Below are 23,713 nucleotides of genomic sequence, written 5' to 3'. Positions count from 1 at the left end.
ATCTAACAACGGCCTCCATCCGTTTCAGGGCCGAAGCACGCTTCGAAATCACTGCATTCCTGACAGCTCGGAGCGGCGCACAGCGAAAAACCTTCGGCCTCGCAGAGCTTGCGGTAAAGATACTTCTTCCACCTCATATTGTTGGTATTGCCAGCCGCCAGCGTCGGGAAATGCATGGCAAACAAACGCCCGAGCTCGGCCGGCTCAAGTAGTCCAAGGTCCTGCCAAAGATGGTCGTCGCGCAGGGCACGTCGGGCAATGATCTTAGCAAAGCGGGCACTGACTGGATCGTTGTGACGGGCATGCGAAAGTAGCAATTCACGCAGGAGCCCTTCCTCCGTACCGAGTTCCGGATCGCTCGCCTCTCCCGGAAAGAAGGCGTCGATGAGCTTGGCAGGAAAACTCCTTGTAAGGATGTCCCGCAGTTCGGCGCGAGAAAGGCCGGTCGCCTCTGTCGCCGACGCCTGGCCAGCTTCGATCTCCTCAAGCGCTCGTGAAAAGACACAGGCAAGCGCATATTCGTCAAAATCCATCTCCAAGTCCATTCGCAGCCACTGCCCGGCTTTGGATGACTGCAAGTGTTGCCACCGATCAGACATTCGTGCTCCGCGACTGATGCCCTTGCCCCTCAAAACCTGGAACTGATGCAGATCTGACACGGCGCTTTTGCTCCTTCGTTTCATCGATCAAGGTCGCCTGCAGCATTGACGGCCGTGACGAGAAACCTCCAAAAACCATGCCAGCGTGGTCCTACAAACAGCGTAGGCACAGGCCTTTCGGGGTTATTTGCGCGATGTGATGAGCGTGCAAATGCAGAGCGGCCAACGCCAAATGTCGGCTCATCGACAAACCCGACAGTCATCGTTGGTACTCAGCCCTTTCCCCGGTGCGCCTGCTAGGAACGTTCTCCCACCTGCGATAACGGCCGCGGCGTGGAATGGCGCGGTGATCCTTTGGTGGGATTCTCGCATTCACCAGTGACTGCCCTTTTTTGATATTTGACGTTCAACGATGTCGGAGATGCGCATATTGCCACTGGAAGATCCGAAGGTTCCTCAAGTGTTTTTCTGTTTGGCACGGCACATGCAAGGTCATTTGCGAATTTTGCCGACGACCAACGAGAACGACATTTATGATCACGCTCACAGACAACGCCGTCGCCGCCATGAGGATTGCGCTCAGCCGAGCGGACGAGCCGGCCGAGGGCCTGCGCATCGCGGTCGAGACCGGTGGCTGCGCCGGGCTCAAATACAGGATGGGGCTTGAGAGCGGCTCACGCGAGGGCGACGCTGTCATCGAAACAGATGGGATCACGCTGTTCGTGGACGCGAGCTCTCAGCCACACGTCAACGGCATGACGGTGGACTTCGTTACACGGCTGGAGTCCTCAGGCTTTGTCTTCGACAATCCCAACGCAGCAGAGATGTGCGCTTGCGGCAAGTCCTTCGCCTGATCATCCCGAATAGGTGTGAAAAGTCATGCGGAAGTATCGCGACAAGCTCAAGAAATCGTCCTGCAATCACAAGGGCGCCCGCGGTCTGCAAACAGCCAATACTGAACGCGAGGTCGGCGCGGTCTCACGTGGGGATCTGGTTGAATTGACGATGGGCTTCGCCCGGCCGATGGACGCAATCAGTGTGGCAACATTGCAGACGCTCCGCAGCCGTTTCGCGATCACCTGCCCGGCCGCGTTGATCGATTATATCGTCGGCAAAGCCGCCCATGAAGCCCTTCGAATTATCAATCGCGACTTAGCGGATGGCGTCGATCGGCCGCCGTCCGGACGCTCACGATCACCGCTTGCGTCGTATCTGGCGCAAAGTCGTAGCAGGATCCCGTCACAAGCGTCAAAGGTGTCGAGGAAGCGACTGTTGCGGTCCCTGCGGCGTTGTTCGTTAAAGGCCTCATCAGGTCAGAGACGATTTTGTCGGCGGGCACAAAGGAAGGCAGCGCGCTCGAGGTCACAGAAACATCTTTGTAACCGATGGTCATTTTCGATGGGATGCCGCCAAGGATCGAGGACGCATGGGGCTCGCCTGAAACATTCCCACCATAATCTGAGACTGCCAAATGACGTCGCTACAGCGAATTCGACCAATCGAACGCTGCCGCGATTGTTCTCGCTCCAGCGCTGAACGACGGAGACTATCGAGGTACTCCGCCAACTGAGGATCGCTTCCATGAGATCTGTCTATCTCGACAACAATGCAACGACGCGAGTCGATCCTGAAGTCGTACAAGCGATGTTGCCGTTCTTTACGGATCAATTTGCCAATCCTTCGTCCAGTCACAGTTTCGGCGCCTCGGCAAGTGCGGCGATAATGACCGCGCGCAAACAATTGCAAGCTTTGATCGGTGCGGAGTTCGAGCATGAGATCGTCTTTACGTCCGGCGGGACGGAAAGCGACAATGCAGCGATCCTGTCGGCGCTCGAGATCATGCCCGATCGCACGCAGATCGTGACGTCCGCAGTCGAGCATCCGGCCGTGCTGACGCTCTGCACGCATCTTGAGAAGACGCGTGGCATAAAGGTGCACAGGATTCCAGTCGATCGGCATGGTCGCCTCGACCTGCGCACATACCGGGCAGCCCTCACCCCACATGTTGCACTCGTCTCGATCATGTGGGCGAACAATGAAACGGGCACGATTTTTCCGGTCGCCGACCTCGCTAAGTTGGCCAAGGAAGTCGGCGCTTTTTTCCATACAGACGCTGTGCAGGCGGTCGGCAAGCTTCCGATGAACCTGAAATCGAGTGCGATCGACATGCTGTCGCTCTCGGGTCACAAGCTGCATGGACCCAAAGGGATTGGTGCGCTTTGGGTAAAGCACGGCGTACGCTTCGATCCGATGATGAAAGGGGGACATCAGGAGCGCGATCGGCGCGCGGGCACGGAAAATACCACCGGCATCGTCGGGCTCGGCAAGGCCGCTGAACTTGCCTTGCGCTTCATGAAAGAAGAGAACGGACGAGTAGGATCGCTGCGAGATCGCCTGGAAAAAGGGCTTCTGCAGCGCATCCCAGATGCGTTCGTCACCGGCGACAAGCAAAAGCGGTTGCCGAACACCTCAAACATAGCCTTCGACCAAGTCGACGGCGATGGCTTGCTGCTTCTTCTTGACCGCTATGGCATCGCTTGCTCTTCCGGCTCGGCTTGCACGTCTGAGTCGCCGCAGCCGAGCCATGTGCTAACGGCGATGAACATTCCCGATATCTCGAGCCATGGGGTCATCCGGTTCTCCCTGTCGCGTGACAATTGCGAGGAGGATATAGACCGCGTGCTCGATGTTTTACCCGGAATCGTCACCAGTTTGCGTGATGGTTCGTCGTTTATGACGACGCCGGCAAAGCGCCGAAGACCTTTGACTTTTCTGAAGTCTACGGAAACGGACGGAAACCCCTCGTGAAGCGGTTCGTGTTTCTGAAGACATGGCTTGGCGGCACTCGGCGATGTTCGTCGCTTTCGCGACGCAGAATTGTTCGGACTTGCCAAGCCGCTTGAGGCCATAAGCGCGCGGACTTTTCTTGCGAGATTTTCGCGACCGCGGATTCATCGCAGCGGATCACCGCAGCATCGTTCCAACCGGGAGAATGTCATGAACAATCATTGCAACGCCAGCCGAACCGGCGATACGGCCAAAATCCTCGCGCGGTTGAAAAATCTGTCGGCCGCGGAGGAATTTTTCGCGCTGCTTGACGTCGCCTATGATCCCAAGGTGCTTGACGTCTCGCGGCTCCACATCATGAAACGGATGGGGCAATACCTTGCCGAAGAGGATTTCACCGATCTTCCGGAACAGGTGATCGCTGCCAGGGCACGCGCCATCCTTGAACGCGCCCACGAAGATTTTGCGACGTCCTCGCCATTGGCGCACCGGGTCTTTAAGGTGCTCAAGGACCACAATCCGGCCACGCCTGCCCAACCGGGTCCCACCTTCGTGCCGTTCGATTCCATCTTGAAGCGTTTCGGCAAGGATTAAATGCGACATGGTGTGGCTTGAACGATGTCGAGAAGCCGACAAATAGCGGTTCCAGCGCCCGCAGATTAGAAGAAAACGGCGGAATTTCAAATGGATGTGAAATTCAAAAGCGTTGGCACAGATAGTGCTTCGATGGACATGAAGCGCGAAACCCGCCATTCGAACAGCAGCTAGGAGACCACATGCACGTCGTAGTCTGTATCAAGCAGGTGCCGGACTCCGCACAGATTCGCGTCCATCCGGTAACAAACACGATCATGCGCCAGGGTGTGCCGACCATCATAAATCCTTATGATCTATTCGCCCTTGAAGAAGCACTGCGGTTGCGTGACGTCCATGGCGGCGAGGTCACCGCGCTCACGATGGGTCCGCCCATGGCAGAGGATTCGTTGCGCAAGGCGCTCACTTACGGTGCAGATCGGGCGGTATTGTTGACTGACCGCTATTTTGCCGGATCCGATACCCTGGCGACTTCTTTTGCTCTTTCCCAGGCGATCGCAAAAATCGGCGAGACCTTCAGCGCCCCCGACATCGTCTTTACTGGCAAGCAGACGATCGACGGCGACACTGCCCAGGTCGGGCCGGGCATCGCCAAGCGCCTCGACCTCCTGCAACTCACTTATGTTTCAAAGATTTGCTCCCTCGATCTCGATGCGCGCGAAATTAAGGTCGAACGCCGTTCGGAAGGGGGCACGCAGATGCTGCATAGCAGGCTTCCCTGCCTGATCACCATGCTGGAAGGCACCAACGAAATCCGCCGCGGCTCGCTTGATGACGCGCTACGCGCTGCACGCAGTCAGATCGTAAAATGGAGCGCGGCCGACGCCGGCATAGAGGACCTCAGCAAGTGTGGATTGCGTGGTTCGCCGACAGTCGTCAAACGCGTCTTTGCCCCGACAGCGCGGGTGGAAAAGGCGGAGCAAATCACCACCACCGATAAGGCGCTGAGCGATCTTGCTGATGAGTTGATTGTCGAAATCTTCGCCCGTCAGCCGGCGCTCGAACACGAACTCGCCTTCGACGCCAGCGCATAACGGCAAGGAGCCATGACGTTGACCGCAAATCAAGAAACACCGCCCCCTGCCGTCGGCCGCGCGGGTATGAAGAAAGAGCTGCCCGAGCAATTCAAGGACTACCGGCACGTTTGGGTCTTCATCGAAGTGGAGCGCGAAAATATCCACCCCGTCTCCTTCGAACTGCTAGGCGAAGGCCGCAAGTTGGCGGACAAGCTTGGCGTCAAACTCGCAGGTGTCGTGCTCGGACCTCCGGGGGACGCAACCCAGCAGGCCATTGCAGAGGCGTTTGCCTATGGCGCCGACGTTGCTTATCTGGTGGAGAACCCCCTGCTCGCAGACTATAGGAACGAGCCCTTCAGCAAAGCTCTGACAAATCTGGTTACCACTTATAAACCCGAGATCCTGCTTCTGGGTGCGACGACGCTTGGTCGCGACCTTGCCGGTTCCGTGGCGACGACCCTGTTGACGGGGCTCACTGCGGACTGCACCGAACTAGATGTGGATGCGGACGGTTCGCTTGCCGCAACGCGGCCGACATTCGGCGGCTCTCTATTATGCACAATCTACACGCTCAACTGCCGACCGCAGATGGCGACAGTGCGGCCGCGCGTCATGGCGATGCCGCAGCGCATGAACAAGCCTGTCGGCTGCGTCATTCAGCATGGGGTCCCGATGCTCGAGGAGGAGATCGTCACCAAAATCCTCGGGTTCCTTTCCGACGTGCAATCGACAAATTCCAATCTCGCCTATGCCGATGTGGTGGTGGGCGGGGGCCTGGGTCTCGGAACATCGGAGAACCTGAAGCTTGTGAAGAATCTCGCGCGGGTAATTGGAGCCGAATACGGCTGTTCGCGGCCGCTGGTCCAGAAAGGCTGGATGCCGGCTGATCGCCAGATCGGACAAACCGGCAAGACTATCCGGCCGAAGCTCTATATTGCAGCCGGGATTTCCGGCGCCATTCAGCACCGGGTTGGCGTCGGCGGAGCTGATCTCATTGTCGCGATCAACACCGATCCGAACGCACCGATTTTTGAGTTCGCCCACCTTGGCGTCGTGACGGATGCGATCCGCTTCTTGCCGGCCCTCACTGATGTTTTCACCCATCGGCTGTCGCCGCACAGTCGCGATAAGCTTGCGAACTAAGGGGCACGGCTATGAGCGGGGAAAAGTTTGACGCTATCGTCATTGGCGCTGGCATGGCCGGCAATGCGGCTGCTTACACCATGGCAAGCCGTGGCCTGAAAGTCCTGCAGTTGGAACGTGGCGAGTATCCGGGCTCCAAGAACGTCCAGGGCGCCATCATGTATGCGAACATGCTGGAGAAAATCATCCCGAATTTTCGAGATGATGCGCCTCTTGAGCGACATCTCGTCGAGCAGCGCTTCTGGATGATGGATGATACATCCCATGTCGGCATCCAATATCGATCGGATGACTTCAACGAGTCGACGCCCGAGCGGTACACAATCATCCGCGCCCAGTTTGACCGATGGTTTTCGCGCAAGGTGCGCGAGGCGGGAGCGACGGTCCTGTGCGAGACGACCGCGACGGAACTTGCCCAGGAAGGCGGCAAGGTGATCGGTGTGCGCACCGACCGTAGCGGCGATGTCATTCTTGCGGACACGGTCGTTCTTGCGGAAGGCGCCAATGGGCTGCTCGGCGCACGGGCCGGTTTGCGGCGAACGCCGACTTCGGAGAACGTGGCACTCGCGGTCAAGGAAATACATTTTTTGCCAGAAGACGTGATCGATCAGCGCTTCGGTCTTCATGGCAACGAAGGCTGCGTGATCGAGGCGGCCGGTACCATCTCCCGAGGCATGGCCGGGCTCGCCTTCCTTTATACCAATAAGGAGTCGATCTCTCTTGGCATCGGCTGCCTCGTCTCCGACTTTGCTGCAACGTGCGAAAGCCCTTACGAGTTGCTCGAAGCATTCAAGAACCATCCGTCGATCAAACATCTGATCGCGGATTCGGAAGTCAAGGAATATGCAGCTCATCTCATTCCCGAAGGTGGGTACAAGGCAATTCCCGCGCTCTTCGGCGATGGCTGGGTCGTGGTCGGCGACGCAGCACAGCTCAACAATGCCGTTCACCGCGAGGGTTCCAATCTCGCCATGACGTCGGGGCGCATCGCCGGGGAAGCAATTTTCGACGTCAAGAGCCGCGGAGGCCGAATGACCAAAAGGAACCTCGCACTCTACAAGACAATGCTGGACGATTCCTTCGTCATTAAAGATCTTAAGAAATACAAGGACATGCCCGCCCTACTTCATACCAATTCCCGCAATTTCTTCATGACATATCCGAAGTTAATGTCTGAGGCTTCGAAAAATTTCATGCGTGTCGATGGTACGCCGAAGATCGAAAATGAAAGGGCGACGACGGCCGCTTTCATAAAGGCGCGCTCGCGCTGGGGACTGGTCAGCGACGCGGTGCGCCTCGCAATGGCTTGGCGCTGAAGGAGAATAGGATGACGGTTGCAGTGACGAAGTTGCGTGTGGAGGACAAGCTTTTCCAGAATCGCTATCTGGTTGATCCGGGACGCCCTCACATCAAGGTGCAGCCGCACGAGCATCCGAGTGCGAACCTTTTGGCGCTGACACGCATCTGCCCGGCAAAGTGCTATGAGCTGAATGACAAAGGCCAAGTGGAGATTGCCGCCGACGGCTGCATGGAGTGCGGCACATGCAGGGTGCTGTGTGAGGCAAGTGGCGAGGTTATCTGGAACTATCCCCGAGGCGGTTTTGGTGTTCTCTTCAAGTTCGGGTGAACAGCTCTATTATTAAACATCTCAAAAACACACTATTTTCGTCACAGCCAGGCGCTGCATCAATTTTGCCTGGAACCAGCTTGCAATTTCAGAAACTAACATTAGAGTTTCTACTTATACAAATAAGCACAAACAGTGGTTGGAATGGGGGCATTCTACACAGCTAGAGGTGTTGAAAATGACCCGCATCCTACGCGATTGCGTCGATGAAGTTGGACCTTTGCGCGGACAATCCAGCAAAACGCCTGAAGTCGGAATCTCCTGCAGCGGGATCTACGAAATATCGAAGCTCCTGACGGCCGCTGCACCGCTGGAGATCACGCTTGTCAAGGTCGCGAATATCCTCCCCACCTTTTTGCGAATGCGTCATGGAGCAATCGTTGTACTGGCGAGCGAAGGGGAGCCGGAAATTACCGCGTCGGCCGGAGTGACCGATCCTCGTCAATCTGGCGCTCGCCACATCATCACACAGGCTGCAATGGATCAGATCTTGATGACCGGACAGCCGCTGGTGATACGGGAAACAAGTAAGTCCGAACTGTTTCAGGCTCCTCAACCGTCTTTGAGCAGTGACACGATCCCAATTACATTTATCGGGGTTCCTTTAAGGGCTGCGCACAAACTGGTCGGGACGTTATGGATCGACCGCTTCAGGGACAGCGCCACTGAGCTGCGTCATAACGAAGATATTCGCTTCCTTACCATGGTCGCCGATCTTATCGGCCAGACTATCTCGTTCCACCGAGCCCTGAGCACGTCGGGTCCGCAGATCATCCAGCTGCACCGGAAATCCGCCGAAGGGGGACGGAATGATCCGAGCCAAAGTTCGCGAGCCAAAGTCGACTGGATCGTTGGAGAAAGCCCCGCAGTCAGGCAGGTGTTGGAAATCGTCTCTGCCGTGGCGATGACGAATACCACAGTGCTTTTGCGGGGTGAAAGCGGCACTGGCAAGGAATTTTTCGCACAGGCAATTCATGAGCTTTCCCCTCGCAGGAAGAAGTCTTTTGTAAAACTAAACTGCGCCGCACTGCCTGAAGGTGTCCTGGAATCGGAACTCTTCGGACATGAAAAGGGCGCTTTCACCGGGGCTGTCTCGCAGCGCGCAGGGCGTTTCGAATTGGCAAATGGGGGAACGCTGCTCCTTGATGAAATCGGCGAAATTTCGCCTGCCTTTCAAGCCAAGCTTTTGCGAGTGTTGCAGGAAGGCGAGTTGGAGCGGGTCGGGGGAACCAAGACCCTCAAAGTCGACATCAGGCTCATATGCGCAACCAACAAGGACCTCGAGGCGGCTGTCGCGAATGGCGAGTTCAGAGCCGACCTTTACTATCGCATCAATGTCGTGCCGATCGTCTTGCCACCGCTCAGAGACCGCCCCGGAGACATTCCGCGCCTTTCAAAGGTCTTCCTCGACCGTTTCAACCGCGAGAACAATCGCGAGCTCACCTTCACGCCGCCGGCACTAGACCTGATTTCGCAATGCTATTTCCCTGGAAACGTCCGCGAGCTCGAAAATTGCGTGCGACGGACGGCGACTTTGGCGCGCTCAAAGACGATCGTTCCCTCGGATTTTGCGTGCCAGAACAGCCAATGCCTTTCGGCGCGGCTTTGGAAAGGAGATGGCGGCAGCCGTGACGGTAAGGCTATCAATGAGCTCACTCGGAGAGGAACGATGCCGGCGATATCGCCGCTCTCTACCCAACCAGGCAGCGTCTCGCATCCGGAGGTAGCGCCCGTCAAGCCCTGCGATCCCAATGGTCCGGCGTGCCAAGCCCTATCACCGCGCCTTACAGAGCGGGACCGGCTGATCGAGGCAATGGAGAAGGTCGGATGGGTTCAGGCCAAAGCGGCTCGTATGCTCGGCCTCACGCCCCGTCAGGTCGGCTATGCTCTGCGCCGGCACAATATCGAGGTGAAAAAGTTCTAAGCCCATGTCGTTCGTCAGGTCGAAGATGCCCTCCCAGCACTCCGCGTGACAAAGGCGCGTTGAATTCGCGACGAGGTCCATGTGCCGATTGTCAGGAACGAACGAAACCGTGCGGAGCAAGTGTAATCAATCGAACACGAAAGTCTAAAACACCTGATATGAAACAATTTCTAGCACTGGCATAGGTCTTGCAGTTTGAACTGCAATTTTCACCAGCCACGGAATTGCTAGATGACCGCATCGATGATTTCGCTTGATAGCTCGGCCAGCGCCAAAACTTCGGACCGCAGGCTGGCTACCGCGAAGTCCGGGAGCTGCAAATCCTCATCCTGCGGCTCGCCCGCAAAACCGGATGACATGGATGCAGCGATCTGGAAGAAGATAAAGGATCATCCCTGCTATTCGGAAGAAGCACACCATTATTTCGCGCGCATGCACGTCGCCGTCGCACCGGCTTGCAATATCCAGTGCAACTACTGCAATCGCAAATATGACTGCGCAAACGAAAGTCGGCCCGGGGTCGTCTCGGAAAAGCTGACGCCAGAGCAGGCGCTACGCAAAGTCATTTCGGTCGCCAACGAAGTGCCGCAGCTTTCGGTCGTGGGCATCGCCGGCCCAGGCGATGCGTGTTACGACTGGAAGAGAACCAAGGCGACGTTCGAAAAAGTTGCCGCGCAAATTCCCGACATCAAGCTCTGCATCTCCACCAACGGTCTAGCATTGCCAGATCATGTCGACGAGCTTGCAAGCATGAATGTCGATCACGTGACCATCACAATCAACATGGTCGACCCGCAAATCGGCGCAAAGATATATCCTTGGGTTTTTTACGACCACCGGCGATACACCGGCATCGAAGCGGCCGAAATCCTGCACAAGCGCCAGATGTTGGGTCTGGAGATGCTGGCGGCGCGCGGCATCCTCATCAAGGTCAATTCGGTGATGATACCCGGCGTCAATGACGAGCACTTGATCGAAGTGAACAGATGGGTGAAGGAGCGCGGCGCTTTCTTGCATAACGTGATGCCCCTGATTTCGGACCCGGCGCACGGCACTCATTATGGCCTGACCGGGCAACGCGCTCCGCGGGCAATCGAATTGAAGGCGCTTCAAGGTCGTCTCGAAAACGGCGCCAAGCTGATGCGCCATTGTCGGCAGTGCCGGGCCGATGCCGTCGGTCTGCTCGGCGAGGATCGTGGCCAGGAATTCATGCTCGACCACATACCCGACGCAGTCTCCTACGACGACCGCAATCGCGCGGCATACCACGAAGTAGTCGCGCGGGAGAGAGGCAATCACGCAGCAGCCAAGAGCGAGGCGATCGAAATGGTCAAAGCAGCAGGCCCTGACGGGTCGCTTCACGTCGCGGTAGCGACCAAGGGCGGCGGGCGCATAAACGAACATTTCGGCCATGCGAAAGAGTTCCAGATTTATGAAGCCTCTCCGAGAGGAATCGCCTTCGTGGGCCATCGCAAGGTCGAGCAATATTGCCGCGGCGGTTGGGGTGACGACGCTACACTCGACGGTGTGATCGTTGCGCTCGAAGGGATCGACATCGTGCTCTGCGCCAAGATCGGAGATTGCCCTAAAAGGCGGCTGGCGGACGCCGGCATTCGAGCAATGGACTCTTATACCTATGAGTACATCGAAACCGCCATCAGCATGGTCTATGCCGCCCAGTTTGGTGTTGACCCGCTGACAGGGACGGCCTGAACTGTTCATTTTAAACCGCCTCAGGAGTTGATAATGGCCTTCAAGATCATCGCATCCCAATGCACCCAGTGCGGAGCCTGCGAATTCGAATGTCCATCAGGTGCGATAGAACTGAAGGGCGACAACTACGTGATCGATCCGGAGAAGTGCACGGAATGCGAGGGGGCTTTCGAGACGCAGCAATGCACATCGGTATGTCCGGTGCCGAAGACCTGCGTCCCAGCCTGATCGTCTGTTCGCTGGCCGCCTGAAGGCAATATCTCCTCCAAAGGACACTTTGAACCACGCGGCTAAGCAGACCAGTCTCAAGAAAGTGAGGCACCACCGTGGGCCGAGGACGCGAACAAGAGATAGAAATCGTCTGTCCACCGCGATTTCTGCCGGGCGAGCGGGTTCGTGCCACGCGCCACATAAAGAATGACGGAACCTATCCGGGCAAAGACGTTGGCGAAAACCTGGTACGGAAGGGCGATGAGGGTTATGTGCGCGACATCGGCACCTTTCTCCAGCAATTCTATATCTATGCGGTCGAATGGGTGGATCGCGGCACCATCGTCGGCATGCGCGCGCGTGAACTGACGAGCCTCGACAAAGCCGCGGCAAGCATTGCCGAAACGGCTACCAGCGCCAAGGAAGGAATAGCCCCGTGAAAGTGATGATCCGCAGAACCGGAACCGGCTTATCGGCATATGTTTCCAAGAAGGATCTCGAAGAGCCGATCATTGCTATGGAGAATGAGAATCTATGGGGCGGCTGCGTGCTGCTTAGGAATGGGTGGCGGCTTGCCCTGCCCGATCTGCCGAAAGACACCCGCCTACCGATTACGGTCGAGGCAAAAAAGATATCTGAAGAGGACTAGACGCTGCAAACGAACGACAAAAGGCGACAGCGGCATGACCGTGCTTCTTGAATCTGATCATCTATTGGTCTGCCGGGGCGATCACGCCGAAAAGCAACTTCGTTTGCTGAAGGATGGGCTCGCCGCGGATGGCATAATCCCGTATCTCGGTCCCGGGCTTCTTCGGCAAAGTTCGGCGGCGCCGCCTGTACCGGACGGACCGGAAGCCATTGCAGCAGCTCTTAACGCACGGGCGACAGCACCTTCCAAGATACGCAGCAACATGTGGTCGGTCGCACAGTTTATCGAGCAGCGCCGACATCGTCGGACGCTTCAAGCCTGGATGGCGGAGATATTCGCCCCCTCCCAGCCGCCGACTGTCCTCCACGCCTGGCTTGCAACGCTGCCGCTCTCGCTCATCATCGACAGCTGGTACGATGCGGCGATGCGCGCGGCTCTCCTGGCGAACGGCCGAACAGACGTGGTCGAAGTGCAAGGCGTCTCGCGGGCAAATGAGAATCGCGACATTTGGACGAAAACCTACGATTTGTCCGGAAGCGAACTCATGCCCGGTTCGGTGGCAAAAACGGTGCTTTATGCGCCTCATGGGGGCGTTCGGCCCGCCGCTAATTTTCTCGTGTCAGATGCCGACTATGTCGAAGTTCTGACCGAGATCGATATCCAGACGCCGATCCCCGAAATCGTCAAGGAACGGCGGAGCAACCGCGGTTTTTTCTTTCTGGGCTGCCGCTTCAACGATCAGATGTTACGCATCTTCGCCCGCCAGATCATGAAGCGCTCCAACGGTCCACACTTCGCTGTGATGGATGCCGAAACCATGACCAAGAATGAACGCCGCTTCTGCGCGGAATGCGCCATCATCCTGATTGACCTGCCGATTGGCGAAGTTGCGGCCGGTCTTGTCGATGCGGCATAGCTGCAGGCGCGACCCAGGCTTCGCAAATCCCATGCAGACCAAGAAGCACAAATCTTGCCGACGTTCCGGGGAATTCGGCGGTAAATGCACCAATAGCCAAGGTCTGCTTTGCGCCCGCAAGCGACGTCGGCTCGGCTTGAAGGCATGACCGATTTGGGGCCGGAAACGGACTGTCCGCTTCGCGAGAGCAGGCCAGGAAAGCGGACATGTGGTTGCGTTCGAAAGAGACGGCAAGTTCGAATCTCGTCCGGCGCTCCAGTAATGCAATCAATGGTTTGAAGGTAACGATTTAGACATAATCAGAAAAAAGTGAGAAATTTGCCACAAATTCGCGATCCTCTGAAACCCACAGGAACCCGCCATTTTCTGATCCAGTCTGTTTCTGTCTGTGGCGAGTGTGTAGCGAATGTCCAGCAACCTCAAGCGGCCTTTGACCGGAAGGCAGCAACCCCGACCGAGGTGCGCTTCCACTCAAACTGACGGTTTGAAATCAGTCGATTTTACGAAGCGAAACTTTGTAAATTAAAGCATATCCAAACCTCGATTATACTCAGTAAGTAAACTTCCCTTACGCGTATCCCGCGATGTCGGGCGATGTAACTTTCGCATATTTGAAATACGCGAAAGTTACATCAGGTCCCTTATCTCGTCGACGAAAACATCACAAAAAATGCTCGGCCGCGGCCACGCAGAGGTCGACAAACCGGTCCAGCTGATATGCGGTATCAATCGCAGGAGCCGCTCAGTGGCTCGCTCGCCTCGTAATATTCGACTCTCTCCTCGATCCTTTTCAGTCGGCAGAAATTTGGAAAAATGTGAAAAATAGTAACTTTTCATGAAAAGCGATTCTAAAATCGACGTTCTGTGAAATTTGGCAAATTACCTTCAGCCCTCGTGTTCGGAAATCAAACTTAGCCTCTTTCTGGAGACGCCTGGAATGATCTACGAGCGAGCGTGCCGCGCTCGTTGCTGCGAACAACTCCTTCTGAACGTTGCCCTTAATATCCTCAAGTCTGGCTTCATTCACCCTGTCGAAAATATTCTGGCCGACAGCCTCCTCAAAGCAGGCAACAGCGGCGAGCAGGTCCACAAACGCACGATCAAACACGCGAGCGCTAACAGGGTATGAGCTATAGCGCTTCCAGATCTTACGGCCGGGATGGCTCGTCATTATCTCGTCGATGTCAAAGCCACTGACGCGCGCGATTTCTCCAAGCAAATCGAGGGGCAGAGGCACGACTGCAGCTTTCAACTTTTCCCGTATAGTGGCCACATTTGATGCTCGCTGTTTGTGCATCTGGTCCGTAGCCGCGCGCAGGATTGCCGGGTCGCCGAACCCGTGCGGAAGGGCGTTGTCCTTATCGGCTTGCTTTAACTCCGGTTGCTCATGTCGCCCCTCAATATTGCGTATCTGCGAGATAGCCTGTGCGGCCCGGGCACGGATACCCCTGCGGTGTTTTGTGCGGTTTCAGTGAGCTGTCGTGTGTTTGCCTGCGGAACTTTTTCTGACAAACCGGGCACTGATAGACATAGGTTGGATGACCTAATGCACGGGATCGTGCGGGCGCGAGACGGGGGCGATTCAACGCCATATCGCCGAATGAGCCGCCATTCCGTGAATGCGGAATGGCAATTGGTCCCGAGGGTATAAGCTCAACAGCATAGCGTGGCACAAATGTCTGGGTGGTCGCGCGCGCGCCGGTGATGCGGTCGACCCGGTAGCTGCGGTGTTCGTTCTTGTTGAGATTAAAGGCGTGAAGGACGATATTGCCTTCACTCGTGCGACGCAGCGAGTAGGGCTCGATGCGCCTTGTTGTGCCCTGATAATCAAGATCAACACACAGCCGGTTTCCGCCCGCGAAGCGGATGATTTCGAGATACGTCTGCGACGTATTAGGGATATCCAAGCTGAACGTGCGGCCGTGAATAACGGTTTCACCCGCCGCTAGCGCGAAGGCAGGCAATTCGACAGGCATTTCACCGCCGGTAAGCCAAGTGAAGAACTCGGGCAGCACACTCCAGAAATCATCTACAGGTGGCAGGGCCGGAAGCTGGTGCGCCAGCATGGCCGCCCAACTTCCTTCAAGCGCGTCGCGGTGGCTCGCAAGGTCCTCTAGCTTCGGCACTGCAATGCCTTTGAAATCGCACTTCTGCCGAAGAACATCAAGGAGCTCAGCAGCACGCGGGCGCGCTTCGGCATTCCGAAACAGATTGACGACATCGTAGAGATCTCGCGGTCTTGTGCGTTCCGCAAGCGCCCGCACTTTTTCGCCGAAGGTCTCTACATAGCTGTAGGATAGGACTTCGAAGCTGGCCTCCTGCGCATCGCTATAAGAATGGAAAACCGGTGTCCTTACCGCCGGCAGGACGATGCGCTCATCGGCGGTGAGATCGAGTTTGATGCGCGGCAGGCGAATGACAGCGACATTGGGCGAAACAGGCCCTTTGTAGCTCAGCTTGCCTTGACAAGAGATATTGCCACGTGGGTTATTGAAGAGGTCGAAGCTCTGTCCTTCAGCAGGTATCTCAAGGCCTGAGCGCTCATAAATCCAATCGGCGATCTCGCCAAAGACACGCTTGAGGAATTCCTCATTGAGATGGGCTTCCTCCATTAGAGTGAAGTCGAGATCCTCCGAAAACCGGTAGGTCTCGAAGTAGCATTTCTTCAAACACGTTCCGCCCTTGAAGATCCACGTCTCGCGCAAATCCTCATGCGCGGAAATCCCGGCGAGCGTCCAGCCCAGAACGTAATCCTTCTCGACCACGTCGGGGCGAAGGCCAACCTTCCCTGCTGTTTCCAGGATCTCGGCCTTACTGATCATGGCTTGATACTCCGATCCAGCTGGCCGGGACTTTCAGTTTCCAACGTGTCACGACGCGATCGCACGTAAGTGTGGGATCGAGTTTGGCGTAGCCTTTCGTTAGCCGCGCTTTGCACGCGGTGACGAGTGCTGCTCCTAGCGGATGACGTTCTGCCAGGAAACCAAGCCGTTTGAACACCGCTCCGTTGTCGAGTTGATCGGCATAGGCGATCAGCCGGTCCGGCTTGCTGTCATTTTTATGCAGGTAGCGGTCGAGGCAGTCGGCCACATGTTGGATGCCGCCGCTGATCGCCGGATCGTCCAGTATGTCGAGCATAGTCCGGTCGATGTCGGAGACGCTGACTTTCGTGTGTTCGCGCCAGACTGATTTGATGCCGAAGATGCGCGACTCCGGGATCTGACGCAACGTAAATTGCGCTCCACCGCTTTCCTTGATGCGGTTTCGGATAGGTCGTGCCGTAAAGACGACGATGTCGCGAAACAGTTGTTCGGTAAGATCCCAATATTCTGCAGCTGTTCGGCCACCGATATAAGCGGGACCAAAAAGCGCGGGGACCAACAGCCACGCGTCAGCTACCGTCTGGTCGCTACCGCGCATATCCAGAGAAACAGGCGCGTAGACACCCGTGCCGACGCGCTGTAGCCATCCTTGCGCCGCCCATGCCGACAGAGTCTTGGCGGCTTGGACGCGCGAGATGGCGAGTGCGCGCGCAGCATCGTCGATTTGAATGACATCGCCGGCGGCTCGAAGGACGGTAGTTAGTTTGGGTTTTTTCATAGTATATTATATGCGCATTTTTTCAGTAATATGAGGAATTTCTCCATATAAAGTGTACTATTAGAAAGGCCAGAAAGCAATCAAAGTACAATAAAAGCGCAAAATTTCTGGAAAATACGGAAAAATTACATGTTCGATAAGCCTTCCGGGGAGGAGATGCGGGTGCGCGCGAAGCTCCTGCTGAAAACGCAGCGCTCGATCGCCAGTCCCGCGAAGTAAGAGCGGGACTGCGCCACGGGTACCCCCGCTGCCTATGTATCGAGCATGTCCCACTCATCGCCCGTGACCCAACGCAAAGCTGACAGCTTCCCGTTGATTATACCCCATTCGAAATCGTCCCAGGGCCCAAGATTGTCGACTCCTACCTCTTTTCGCGGCGGCAAGCGCGTCTGCCCATATCGTAGCTGATCGACGATACGCTCCGTCACCAGCCTGTCGAGCCTGGCCATCGGGATTGAGCGCCCTTTGCAGGCCTCCTTGCCTTTCAGCGCGCATGTGGCGCAGGTGTAGTAGCGCTAGCGGCCCGACTTGCCCGTTCGCAGTATGATGCCGCCGCCACAGCTGGCGCAGGTGGCGATACCCGTCAGAGGGATCGGACCGATAACGATACGCGGCGGCGTTACCTTCGGGTTCTTTGCTCTGAGCATGGCCTGCACGGCGTCGAAGTGGCTTTATCGATGTTCGATAGGACAATACTAATTTTGAAATAAGTATTTTTCTTATAACTCAATGCGTTATTATATCTTTGATCGTCTCAGCAGCACCGAAAAATTGTAACTATCGCGTATCTGAAATACGTGATAGTTACAATTCCTTGCAGCCCGAAAACGAATGTTGTAACTTTCTCGTATCTGAAATACGCGAAAGTTACATATATGCCTCTTCATCTCGTCGGGGAAAACATTGACAAAACGCGTGGCCACCGTCAGGCGGAAGCCGGCAAGCTGGTCCAGCTCATGCGCGGTATCTATGTTGATGCCGACGATGACATAGATCAGACGGTGCGGACCCATGCTGTACGCATCGCTAAATATCTCTACCCGAACGCCTACCTGTCGGCCGCCAGCGCCGTTCTGCTCGGCCCGCTGCGCGATGGCCGCCTGTTTCTAACCGGCCGCCGCGTGCAGCGGCAGCGCATTAGGACGCTCGAAATCATTCAGAACAAAGCGCCGGACAACCCGTCCGTCGCGCAGGCGGCGGTCGGCGACAACATGGGCGAGTTCCGCGTGGCCGTGTCTTCGCTGCGCCAGCGTTTTCTGGAAGCCTTCCGCATCCGTAGTGAACATGCGGCCTCGTTCGACGAAGACATGAAAGAGGCAATCGCCGCACGGCTGATTGAAGAATATGGGAATCCAGAGAGCGCCGCCGATGCAGTGTTTAAACTTGCCCGCGACAATGACTGGCTTGCTGAAGGCAGCGCCGCCGAGCGTTTCCTCAAACGGAAGCCGGCGGCCGCCGTAACTGTCACCAACCAGGCCGCGCTCGACCTGACCGTGGCATGGCACGGTGCGCCGATCGGCAACCTTACGCATGATGGCTTCGAATGGCGGTGGAAGGCGTCCGATCCCGACGGCCCGCCGCTTGTGCGCCAGACTACGCCGGGCAGATTGCCTCCCTTCATTGAATCACTGCTCCCGGAAGGGTGGTTGAACCGGGTGCTAAACAGCCCGGACGAGCGGGCGGAACTGCGCACCGGTAAGCGGTACATGTCGAACATCACAATTGTAGAGCGGGCAAGCGAGCTGACGGCGCTTCCGGCCGATATTCTACTGACGCGGCTGAACACCTTCACGGCAAACCACCTGTTTACAGGGATCTATGCCGGTCCCGGCCGCGGCGATATCCATGATACGTTCGAACAGAACCTGGCAAAAATCTTCGCGACAGGCGCGACACCGCGCCTGTCAGGCGTACAAATCAAGGCGCCGATGTTTCTCGATGCCGACGGCACCCTTATGCCCAGCACGAACAAGCCGTTCACGCATATTCTCAAGCCCGCCGGCACGTCGGGATTCGAAGCGCTGCCCGCGATAGAATGGCAGTCCATGGAACTCGGTCGGGCGGCCGGATTCATTGTGCCCGCCATTGCGCTCGTTGCCATGCCGGATGGCATGCCACATGCCCTTGTGGTTGAGCGGTTCGATATCCGCACCAGCCTTGACGACATGCGCCGTCTCGTGCTCGAGGACATGGCGTCGGTTTTGGGCGTGCCCGCGGAAGATAAATACATGGGCACCATGGAGCGGATCGCATCCGCCCTGCGCCCGCTGTCTATTGACCCGGAGGCGGACCTGCTGTTGGTCTTGCGGCGGGCACTGTTCGCCTGGCTGATCGCGGACGGCGATATGCATCTGAAGAACATGGCCATGCTGAAAATCGCGGAGCCACGGAGGAGAGATTTTAGCTCCGTGCGAATGGCGCCGCTCTACGATGCGGTCACAACGCGGGTATTTCCGAGCCTGCAGAGCGACCGTATGGCGCTCAAGATCAGCGGCAAGGACGAACGACTCAAGAGAGCGGACTTCAGGCGTTTTGCCGCCACCGCAGGTATTCCGGCGTCGGCGGCGGATATGGCCATGGATGAGCTGGCGGCGGCGCTTGCACACGGCCTGGACGCCCTTACGTTGCCGCCGCCGCTGGCAGATGGTTCAGTCCGCGCTGAACGGGCGGCGCAGATGCGAGAAATTGTCCGCGAGCGTCTGGCCACTTTTGAATAGGATCGGGCCATTGCTATTGGATCACAAAGCTTCAGATCGCGCAGGGTTATTGAAGGCGACGTTATCCCGGTGATGTTGATCGATTGCTGCATTGTGCTTCTCCATCTGTTTTCGATGGAGCGCCGTGAAGAAGCGGGCCCAGGCACGGCCAGCAACAGATAACACGGGAGGACAGCGTCTTTGCGTTCTAGCGCCGCCGGGACGGCCCGCTTAAGGTGATTTGTCGCAAAACAGGGAAAGCATCCCGCAGCGCCTCATATCACAGCGGTGTTCGCCGGGCGCGCTGCCTCGCGGGTGAGCGCCCGAAGCAGAGCGGCTAGATCGAAGATAATCTGATCATTCTCCTTGCTGGAATAAGCCGAAACGAGCTTTTCATGCATCGACATCAATTGTCTGCCGAACGAGGACCGACAATTTCGCAAGTTTACCGAACTAAAGCTTGAGTCGCGGGTCACACCAAACCGCTGCTCGGACCGCTGACGCCACATGCCAAAAGCGAGCGTTAGGCCAGGCGCTATTTCTCCTCCATTCGGCTTCGAAGGAACTCTTCTATCTGAAGCGCTAACGTTACCGGCTCCTGGCCGACGGTTTTGAGCTGAAGTTCGGGATTGTCCGGCGCCTCATATGGAGACGAGACGCCGGTGAAGTTCGCGATGTTGCCGGCGAAGGCCTTCTGATAGAGCCCTTTCGGATCGCGGCGCGCGCATTCCTCCAAGGGCGTATCGACAAAGATTTCGATGAACTCGCCTTCATCCATAAGCTCGCGCGCCATACGCCGCTCGTCCCGAAAGGGCGAGATGAACGAACAAATCACGATCAGTCCTGCGTCGGCCATCAATCTGGCGACCTCGGCGACGCGGCGTATGTTCTCGACCCGATCGGCCGCGGTAAAGCCAAGGTCACGATTAAGCCCGTGGCGTACGTTATCTCCGTCCAAGAGATAGGTATGCTTGCCGTAAGTATGCAGAAGCGCTTCGAGCGCATTGGCGATCGTCGACTTGCCCGAACCCGACAGACCGGTGAGCCAAAGGACAGCGGGCCTTTGGTTCTTGAGCGCGGACCGCGCGGCCTTGCCGATGTCAAGCGCTTGCCAATGAACGTTTTCGGCACGACGAAGCGGGAAATCAATCATGCCGGCACCGACGGTCGCGCTGCTTACCCTATCGACGATGATGAAATTGCCGGTTGACCTATTTCCCTCGTAGGCGTCAAACACGATCGGTCTTTGCGTCATGATGTTGCAGACGCCGACCTCGTTCATCGGAAGCAGTTTGGCCGGTTCGCGAACGAAGTTGTCGACATTCAGTTGGTGCTTGAGCGCAGTCACCGTGGCGCTGACACTGTCCGTCTCCGTCCGCAAGAGATAGCTTCGTCCCGGGAGCATCGGATTGGCATCGAACCAAATAAGATGCGCCTGGAATTGGTCGGCGACAAAAGGCCTTAAGGCGGGGTCAACCAACATGTCGCCCCTGGAGACATCTACGTCGTCGGCTAGAACCAAGGTTACCGGTTCCCCTTCTGCGGCAGATATCTGGTTGCCACCAGGGGCAATCATCGCCCTGACCGACGAGCGCAGCCCTGATTTTGCAACAATCACCGGATCGCCGACGGCAATTTTTCCGGATGCGATCCGGCCCGCATAGCCGCGAAAATCCGAATTTGGCCGCATGACGAGCTGAACCGGAAAACGAAAGGGGCTTTGCTTGTCAGGTGGGTCGAGTTCAACCGCTTCCAGATATTCAAGAAGCGCCGGACCTTGATACCAGGGTAATTGCCCGGATTTCGAAACAACATTGTCTCCGAAGCGGGCGGACATCGGAATAGCCATTATGCTGGCAAAACCCAGCTTCGCCGAGAAGCTTGCGTATTCGGCCACGATGGCATCAAATATCGGCTCTCTGAAATCGACGAGATCGATCTTGTTCACCGCCAGCACGACATGGCGAATGCCGAGAAGCGAGACGAGATAGGAATGTCTGCGTGTTTGCTGGAGTATGCCTTGGCGGCTGTCGACGAGGATGACGGCAAGATCGGCCGTCGATGCGCCCGTCGCCATATTGCGCGTATATTCGTGGTGGCCTGGCGTATCGGCAACGATGAACTTGCGCTTCGACGTGGAAAAATAGCGATAGGCGACATCAATGGTGATGCCCTGCTCGCGCTCCGCCTCAAGGCCGTCGAGCAGCAGAGAAAAATCGATTTCCTCGCCATTGCCGCCACCGATGCCGACGCGGCGAAGGTCCGCCAATTGATCTTCGAAGACCAAATCGGCATCGCAGAGCAATCGACCGATCAAGGTCGATTTGCCGTCGTCGACCGAGCCGCAGGTGATGAATCGAAGAACCGGTGTTTTGTCCTCTTGGACTAGATGCTGTTCCATGTCATGCGCCGATATCGAAAAAGGATATGACATCAGAAGTACCCCTCGCGCTTCTTCTTCTCCATTGCGCCGGCCTCGTCGAGATCGATCAGCCGGCTCTGTCTCTCGGAGGTGCGTGCCTCCACGATCTCGCGTAGGATTTCCGGCACCGTCGCCGCACTGGATTCGCTCGCTCCCGTCAAAGGATAGCAGCCGAGCGTGCGGAAACGGACCGTGCGTTGCGTGACCGTTTCGTCGGGCTCAAGTGGCATGCGCTCGTCATCGACCATGATCATCGTCGCACCGCGGCGCACGACGGGCCGCGGCGCCGCGAAATAGAGTGGCACGACGGGAATGTTTTCCTTTTGGATGTATTGCCAGATGTCGAGCTCGGTCCAGTTGGAAAGCGGAAAGACGCGCATCGTTTCGCCTGCGCTGACACGCGTGTTGTAGGTTCTCCACATCTCCGGACGCTGGCGTTTCGGATCCCAAGCATGCTGGGCGTTGCGAATGGAAAATATCCGCTCTTTGGCTCGCGATTTCTCCTCGTCGCGGCGCGCGCCTGCGAGCGCAGCATCGAAACCGTATTTGTCTAACGCTTGGCGTAGCGCCAGGGTCTTCATCATGTGCGTGTGCACGTTGGAGCCGTCTCGAAAGGGGCTGATGCCCTGATCGATGCCATCCTGATTGACGTGGACAATCAATTTCAGGTCCAGTTCCCGCATCATGCGGTCGCGGAAGGCGATCATCTCCCGAAACTTCCAGAGGGTGTCCACATGAAGAAAGGGAAAGGGTGGTTTTCCCGGAAAGAATGCCTTCATTGCGAGATGCAATAAAACGGAGGAGTCCTTTCCGATGGAATAGAGCACAACCGGATTTGAAAAGGTCGCAGCGACTTCCCGAATGATATGGATGGCTTCGGATTCGAGGTATCGCAGATTGTCGAAAGACATCTCATTTATCCTTGCGGAGCCGATGTGTCGTCAAGCTCGAAGAACTTCGCGTAAGGCCCGCCTGCAAAGTGCCGCCGTAGGTCTTCAAAATTCTGTAGCGACTGGGCGAGCGACCGTGTTTCCTGCCGTTGAATGGTGGCGCGATTGGAATACTGATGCGCGGGAGCTCCGAGGAACGCCAAAACGGCTGCCAGGCATGCGCTCGGTTTAAGAAGAAGATCCTGGTATTCGATCGTCAGCAGTTTGCTCGGATCGAACGCGCTCTTGACCCGTGCATGGAAATCGTCGGCAGCTTTGAAATAGGTTTCGCATTCGTTCACTGACAGCGAGACACTTGGGGGCTCATTACTGTCAGCGCTGAATTTCAGCCACTGACCCGTTTGCCTTGCCTGCACCAGAGATCGCAGGGATTCCAATGTATTGCGAGTAAGCAGAATGACCTTCAGGCCTTGCCAGCGAGCCAGCTCGTCGAAAAAGCCCGGGCGGTCATAAAATTGAGGCTCGTTGATCTTACAGCCGACGTGCGTCACCTTCTTCTTGGCTGGCGGATAGCGCAGATAGGCGAGCTCGAGAAGCTCGCGATCGCTGTGCCGCAGGCGATCCTTATCGGGCCAATTTTCATCATAGCTGTTGAGCAACTCACCGTTGCTTAAAACATTTGGATGGTCGTTCAGCAACGCTTCGAGATAGTGCGTCCCAGTTCGCGGCATCGCAAGGATGACAAATGGCTGCGTCGGTACGGAATGGATCATTGCGGATGTTCCCAACTGATATTGATCACAAAGGTGTGGAAGGCGCCCTAACAAGACCTCCTCGGTCGCGCTGCCGCTGCGTCTTTATGATCCGTCCGCAGCCTTTGAAGGCTGGCATCGACTGCTTCGAAAAGATTTGTGCGCGTATAGCTGA

General features: G+C 56.7%; 23 protein-coding genes. 15 read left to right on the top strand and 8 right to left on the bottom strand.

The window, feature by feature from the left end; all coding sequences use genetic code 11:
- Window positions 1–2: 2 nt before the first annotated feature.
- Entirely contained in the window at window positions 3–659 is a 657-nt protein-coding gene (locus tag QA648_RS33220; RefSeq protein ID WP_283054721.1) for a nitrogen fixation protein NifQ, read from the bottom strand.
- Between the two features lie 473 nt (window positions 660–1,132).
- On the opposite strand from QA648_RS33220, the gene QA648_RS33215 reads away from it, so the two are divergent.
- The 14 genes from QA648_RS33215 (at window position 1,133) to QA648_RS33150 (ending at window position 13,178) form a co-directional block, all read left to right on the top strand.
- The gene (locus tag QA648_RS33215) at window positions 1,133–1,453 is read left to right on the top strand and encodes an iron-sulfur cluster assembly accessory protein (protein ID WP_283054720.1); all 321 of its coding nucleotides are present in this window, start codon (window positions 1,133–1,135) and stop codon (window positions 1,451–1,453) included.
- A 25-nt stretch (window positions 1,454–1,478) separates the two neighbouring features.
- On the top strand, window positions 1,479–2,135 hold the full coding sequence (locus tag QA648_RS33210; protein WP_283054719.1) for an iron-sulfur cluster assembly scaffold protein: 657 nt from the start codon (window positions 1,479–1,481) through the stop codon (window positions 2,133–2,135).
- A gap of 45 nt (window positions 2,136–2,180) precedes the next feature.
- Window positions 2,181–3,407 carry a cysteine desulfurase NifS gene (nifS, locus tag QA648_RS33205; protein WP_283054718.1) on the top strand — a complete coding sequence of 409 codons (1,227 nt, stop codon included), beginning with the start codon at window positions 2,181–2,183 and terminating at the stop codon, window positions 3,405–3,407.
- A gap of 189 nt (window positions 3,408–3,596) precedes the next feature.
- Window positions 3,597–3,980 carry a nitrogenase stabilizing/protective protein NifW gene (gene nifW, locus QA648_RS33200; RefSeq protein WP_283054717.1) on the top strand — a complete coding sequence of 128 codons (384 nt, stop codon included), beginning with the start codon at window positions 3,597–3,599 and terminating at the stop codon, window positions 3,978–3,980.
- 182 nt (window positions 3,981–4,162) lie between these two features.
- A complete protein-coding gene (locus tag QA648_RS33195) occupies window positions 4,163–5,014 on the top strand; it encodes an electron transfer flavoprotein subunit beta/FixA family protein (RefSeq protein WP_283054716.1) in 852 nt (283 codons plus the stop codon).
- Between the two features lie 12 nt (window positions 5,015–5,026).
- Entirely contained in the window at window positions 5,027–6,139 is a 1,113-nt protein-coding gene (locus QA648_RS33190) for an electron transfer flavoprotein subunit alpha/FixB family protein (RefSeq protein WP_283054715.1), read from the top strand.
- A gap of 11 nt (window positions 6,140–6,150) precedes the next feature.
- Window positions 6,151–7,455 (top strand): FAD-binding protein, encoded by a 1,305-nt coding sequence (locus tag QA648_RS33185; protein WP_283054714.1) that lies wholly within the window; start codon window positions 6,151–6,153, stop codon window positions 7,453–7,455.
- An 11-nt stretch (window positions 7,456–7,466) separates the two neighbouring features.
- Entirely contained in the window at window positions 7,467–7,766 is a 300-nt protein-coding gene (locus tag QA648_RS33180) for a ferredoxin family protein (protein WP_283054713.1), read from the top strand.
- A 178-nt stretch (window positions 7,767–7,944) separates the two neighbouring features.
- Window positions 7,945–9,690, top strand: a complete 1,746-nt coding sequence (gene nifA, locus QA648_RS33175; protein WP_283054712.1) for a nif-specific transcriptional activator NifA — start codon at window positions 7,945–7,947, stop codon at window positions 9,688–9,690.
- A gap of 231 nt (window positions 9,691–9,921) precedes the next feature.
- On the top strand, window positions 9,922–11,403 hold the full coding sequence (gene nifB / locus QA648_RS33170) for a nitrogenase cofactor biosynthesis protein NifB (RefSeq protein ID WP_283054711.1): 1,482 nt from the start codon (window positions 9,922–9,924) through the stop codon (window positions 11,401–11,403).
- 33 nt (window positions 11,404–11,436) lie between these two features.
- On the top strand, window positions 11,437–11,631 hold the full coding sequence (locus QA648_RS33165) for a 4Fe-4S binding protein (RefSeq protein WP_283054710.1): 195 nt from the start codon (window positions 11,437–11,439) through the stop codon (window positions 11,629–11,631).
- A 98-nt stretch (window positions 11,632–11,729) separates the two neighbouring features.
- Window positions 11,730–12,053: a nitrogen fixation protein NifZ gene (locus tag QA648_RS33160; RefSeq protein ID WP_283054709.1), complete on the top strand. Its 324-nt coding sequence runs from the start codon at window positions 11,730–11,732 to the stop codon at window positions 12,051–12,053.
- Entirely contained in the window at window positions 12,050–12,262 is a 213-nt protein-coding gene (gene nifT, locus QA648_RS33155; RefSeq protein ID WP_004126022.1) for a putative nitrogen fixation protein NifT, read from the top strand. Before QA648_RS33160 ends, nifT begins: the two co-directional genes overlap by 4 nt.
- A gap of 34 nt (window positions 12,263–12,296) precedes the next feature.
- Window positions 12,297–13,178, top strand: coding sequence for an SIR2 family protein (locus QA648_RS33150; RefSeq protein ID WP_283054708.1), 882 nt, complete (start codon window positions 12,297–12,299; stop codon window positions 13,176–13,178).
- Window positions 13,179–13,968: 790 nt separating this feature from the next.
- Here QA648_RS33150 and QA648_RS33145 read toward each other — a convergent pair.
- From QA648_RS33145 to QA648_RS33135, 3 genes are all read right to left on the bottom strand, one after another.
- A complete protein-coding gene (locus QA648_RS33145) occupies window positions 13,969–14,430 on the bottom strand; it encodes a hypothetical protein (RefSeq protein ID WP_283054707.1) in 462 nt (153 codons plus the stop codon).
- Between the two features lie 145 nt (window positions 14,431–14,575).
- Window positions 14,576–16,000 carry a nucleotidyl transferase AbiEii/AbiGii toxin family protein gene (locus QA648_RS33140; protein ID WP_283054706.1) on the bottom strand — a complete coding sequence of 475 codons (1,425 nt, stop codon included), beginning with the start codon at window positions 15,998–16,000 and terminating at the stop codon, window positions 14,576–14,578.
- Complete coding sequence (locus QA648_RS33135; protein ID WP_283054705.1) at window positions 15,990–16,778, bottom strand: type IV toxin-antitoxin system AbiEi family antitoxin; 789 nt, start codon at window positions 16,776–16,778, stop codon at window positions 15,990–15,992. Before QA648_RS33135 ends, QA648_RS33140 begins: the two co-directional genes overlap by 11 nt.
- An 875-nt stretch (window positions 16,779–17,653) precedes the next feature.
- Here QA648_RS33135 and QA648_RS33130 point away from each other — a divergent pair.
- Window positions 17,654–19,495, top strand: coding sequence for a type II toxin-antitoxin system HipA family toxin (locus QA648_RS33130; protein ID WP_283054704.1), 1,842 nt, complete (start codon window positions 17,654–17,656; stop codon window positions 19,493–19,495).
- Window positions 19,496–19,749: 254 nt separating this feature from the next.
- Here QA648_RS33130 and QA648_RS33125 read toward each other — a convergent pair whose 3' ends face one another.
- The 4 genes from QA648_RS33125 to QA648_RS33110 all read right to left on the bottom strand — a co-directional run bounded on the left by QA648_RS33125 (window position 19,750) and on the right by QA648_RS33110 (window position 23,559).
- Window positions 19,750–19,881, bottom strand: a complete 132-nt coding sequence (locus QA648_RS33125; RefSeq protein ID WP_283054703.1) for a hypothetical protein — start codon at window positions 19,879–19,881, stop codon at window positions 19,750–19,752.
- A 128-nt stretch (window positions 19,882–20,009) separates the two neighbouring features.
- A complete protein-coding gene (cysC, locus tag QA648_RS33120; protein ID WP_283054702.1) occupies window positions 20,010–21,908 on the bottom strand; it encodes an adenylyl-sulfate kinase in 1,899 nt (632 codons plus the stop codon).
- Complete coding sequence (cysD, locus tag QA648_RS33115) at window positions 21,908–22,807, bottom strand: sulfate adenylyltransferase subunit CysD (protein ID WP_283054701.1); 900 nt, start codon at window positions 22,805–22,807, stop codon at window positions 21,908–21,910. Before cysD ends, cysC begins: the two co-directional genes overlap by 1 nt.
- 5 nt (window positions 22,808–22,812) lie before the next feature.
- Window positions 22,813–23,559 carry a sulfotransferase gene (locus tag QA648_RS33110; protein ID WP_283054700.1) on the bottom strand — a complete coding sequence of 249 codons (747 nt, stop codon included), beginning with the start codon at window positions 23,557–23,559 and terminating at the stop codon, window positions 22,813–22,815.
- Window positions 23,560–23,713: the final 154 nt, after the last annotated feature.

It is taken from the genome of Rhizobium sp. CB3171, from assembly GCF_029714265.1.
Classification (GTDB): domain Bacteria; phylum Pseudomonadota; class Alphaproteobacteria; order Rhizobiales; family Rhizobiaceae; genus Rhizobium.
The sequence above is the reverse complement of the archived record's forward strand: the minus strand, read 5'-3'. Positions and strand labels throughout refer to the sequence as shown.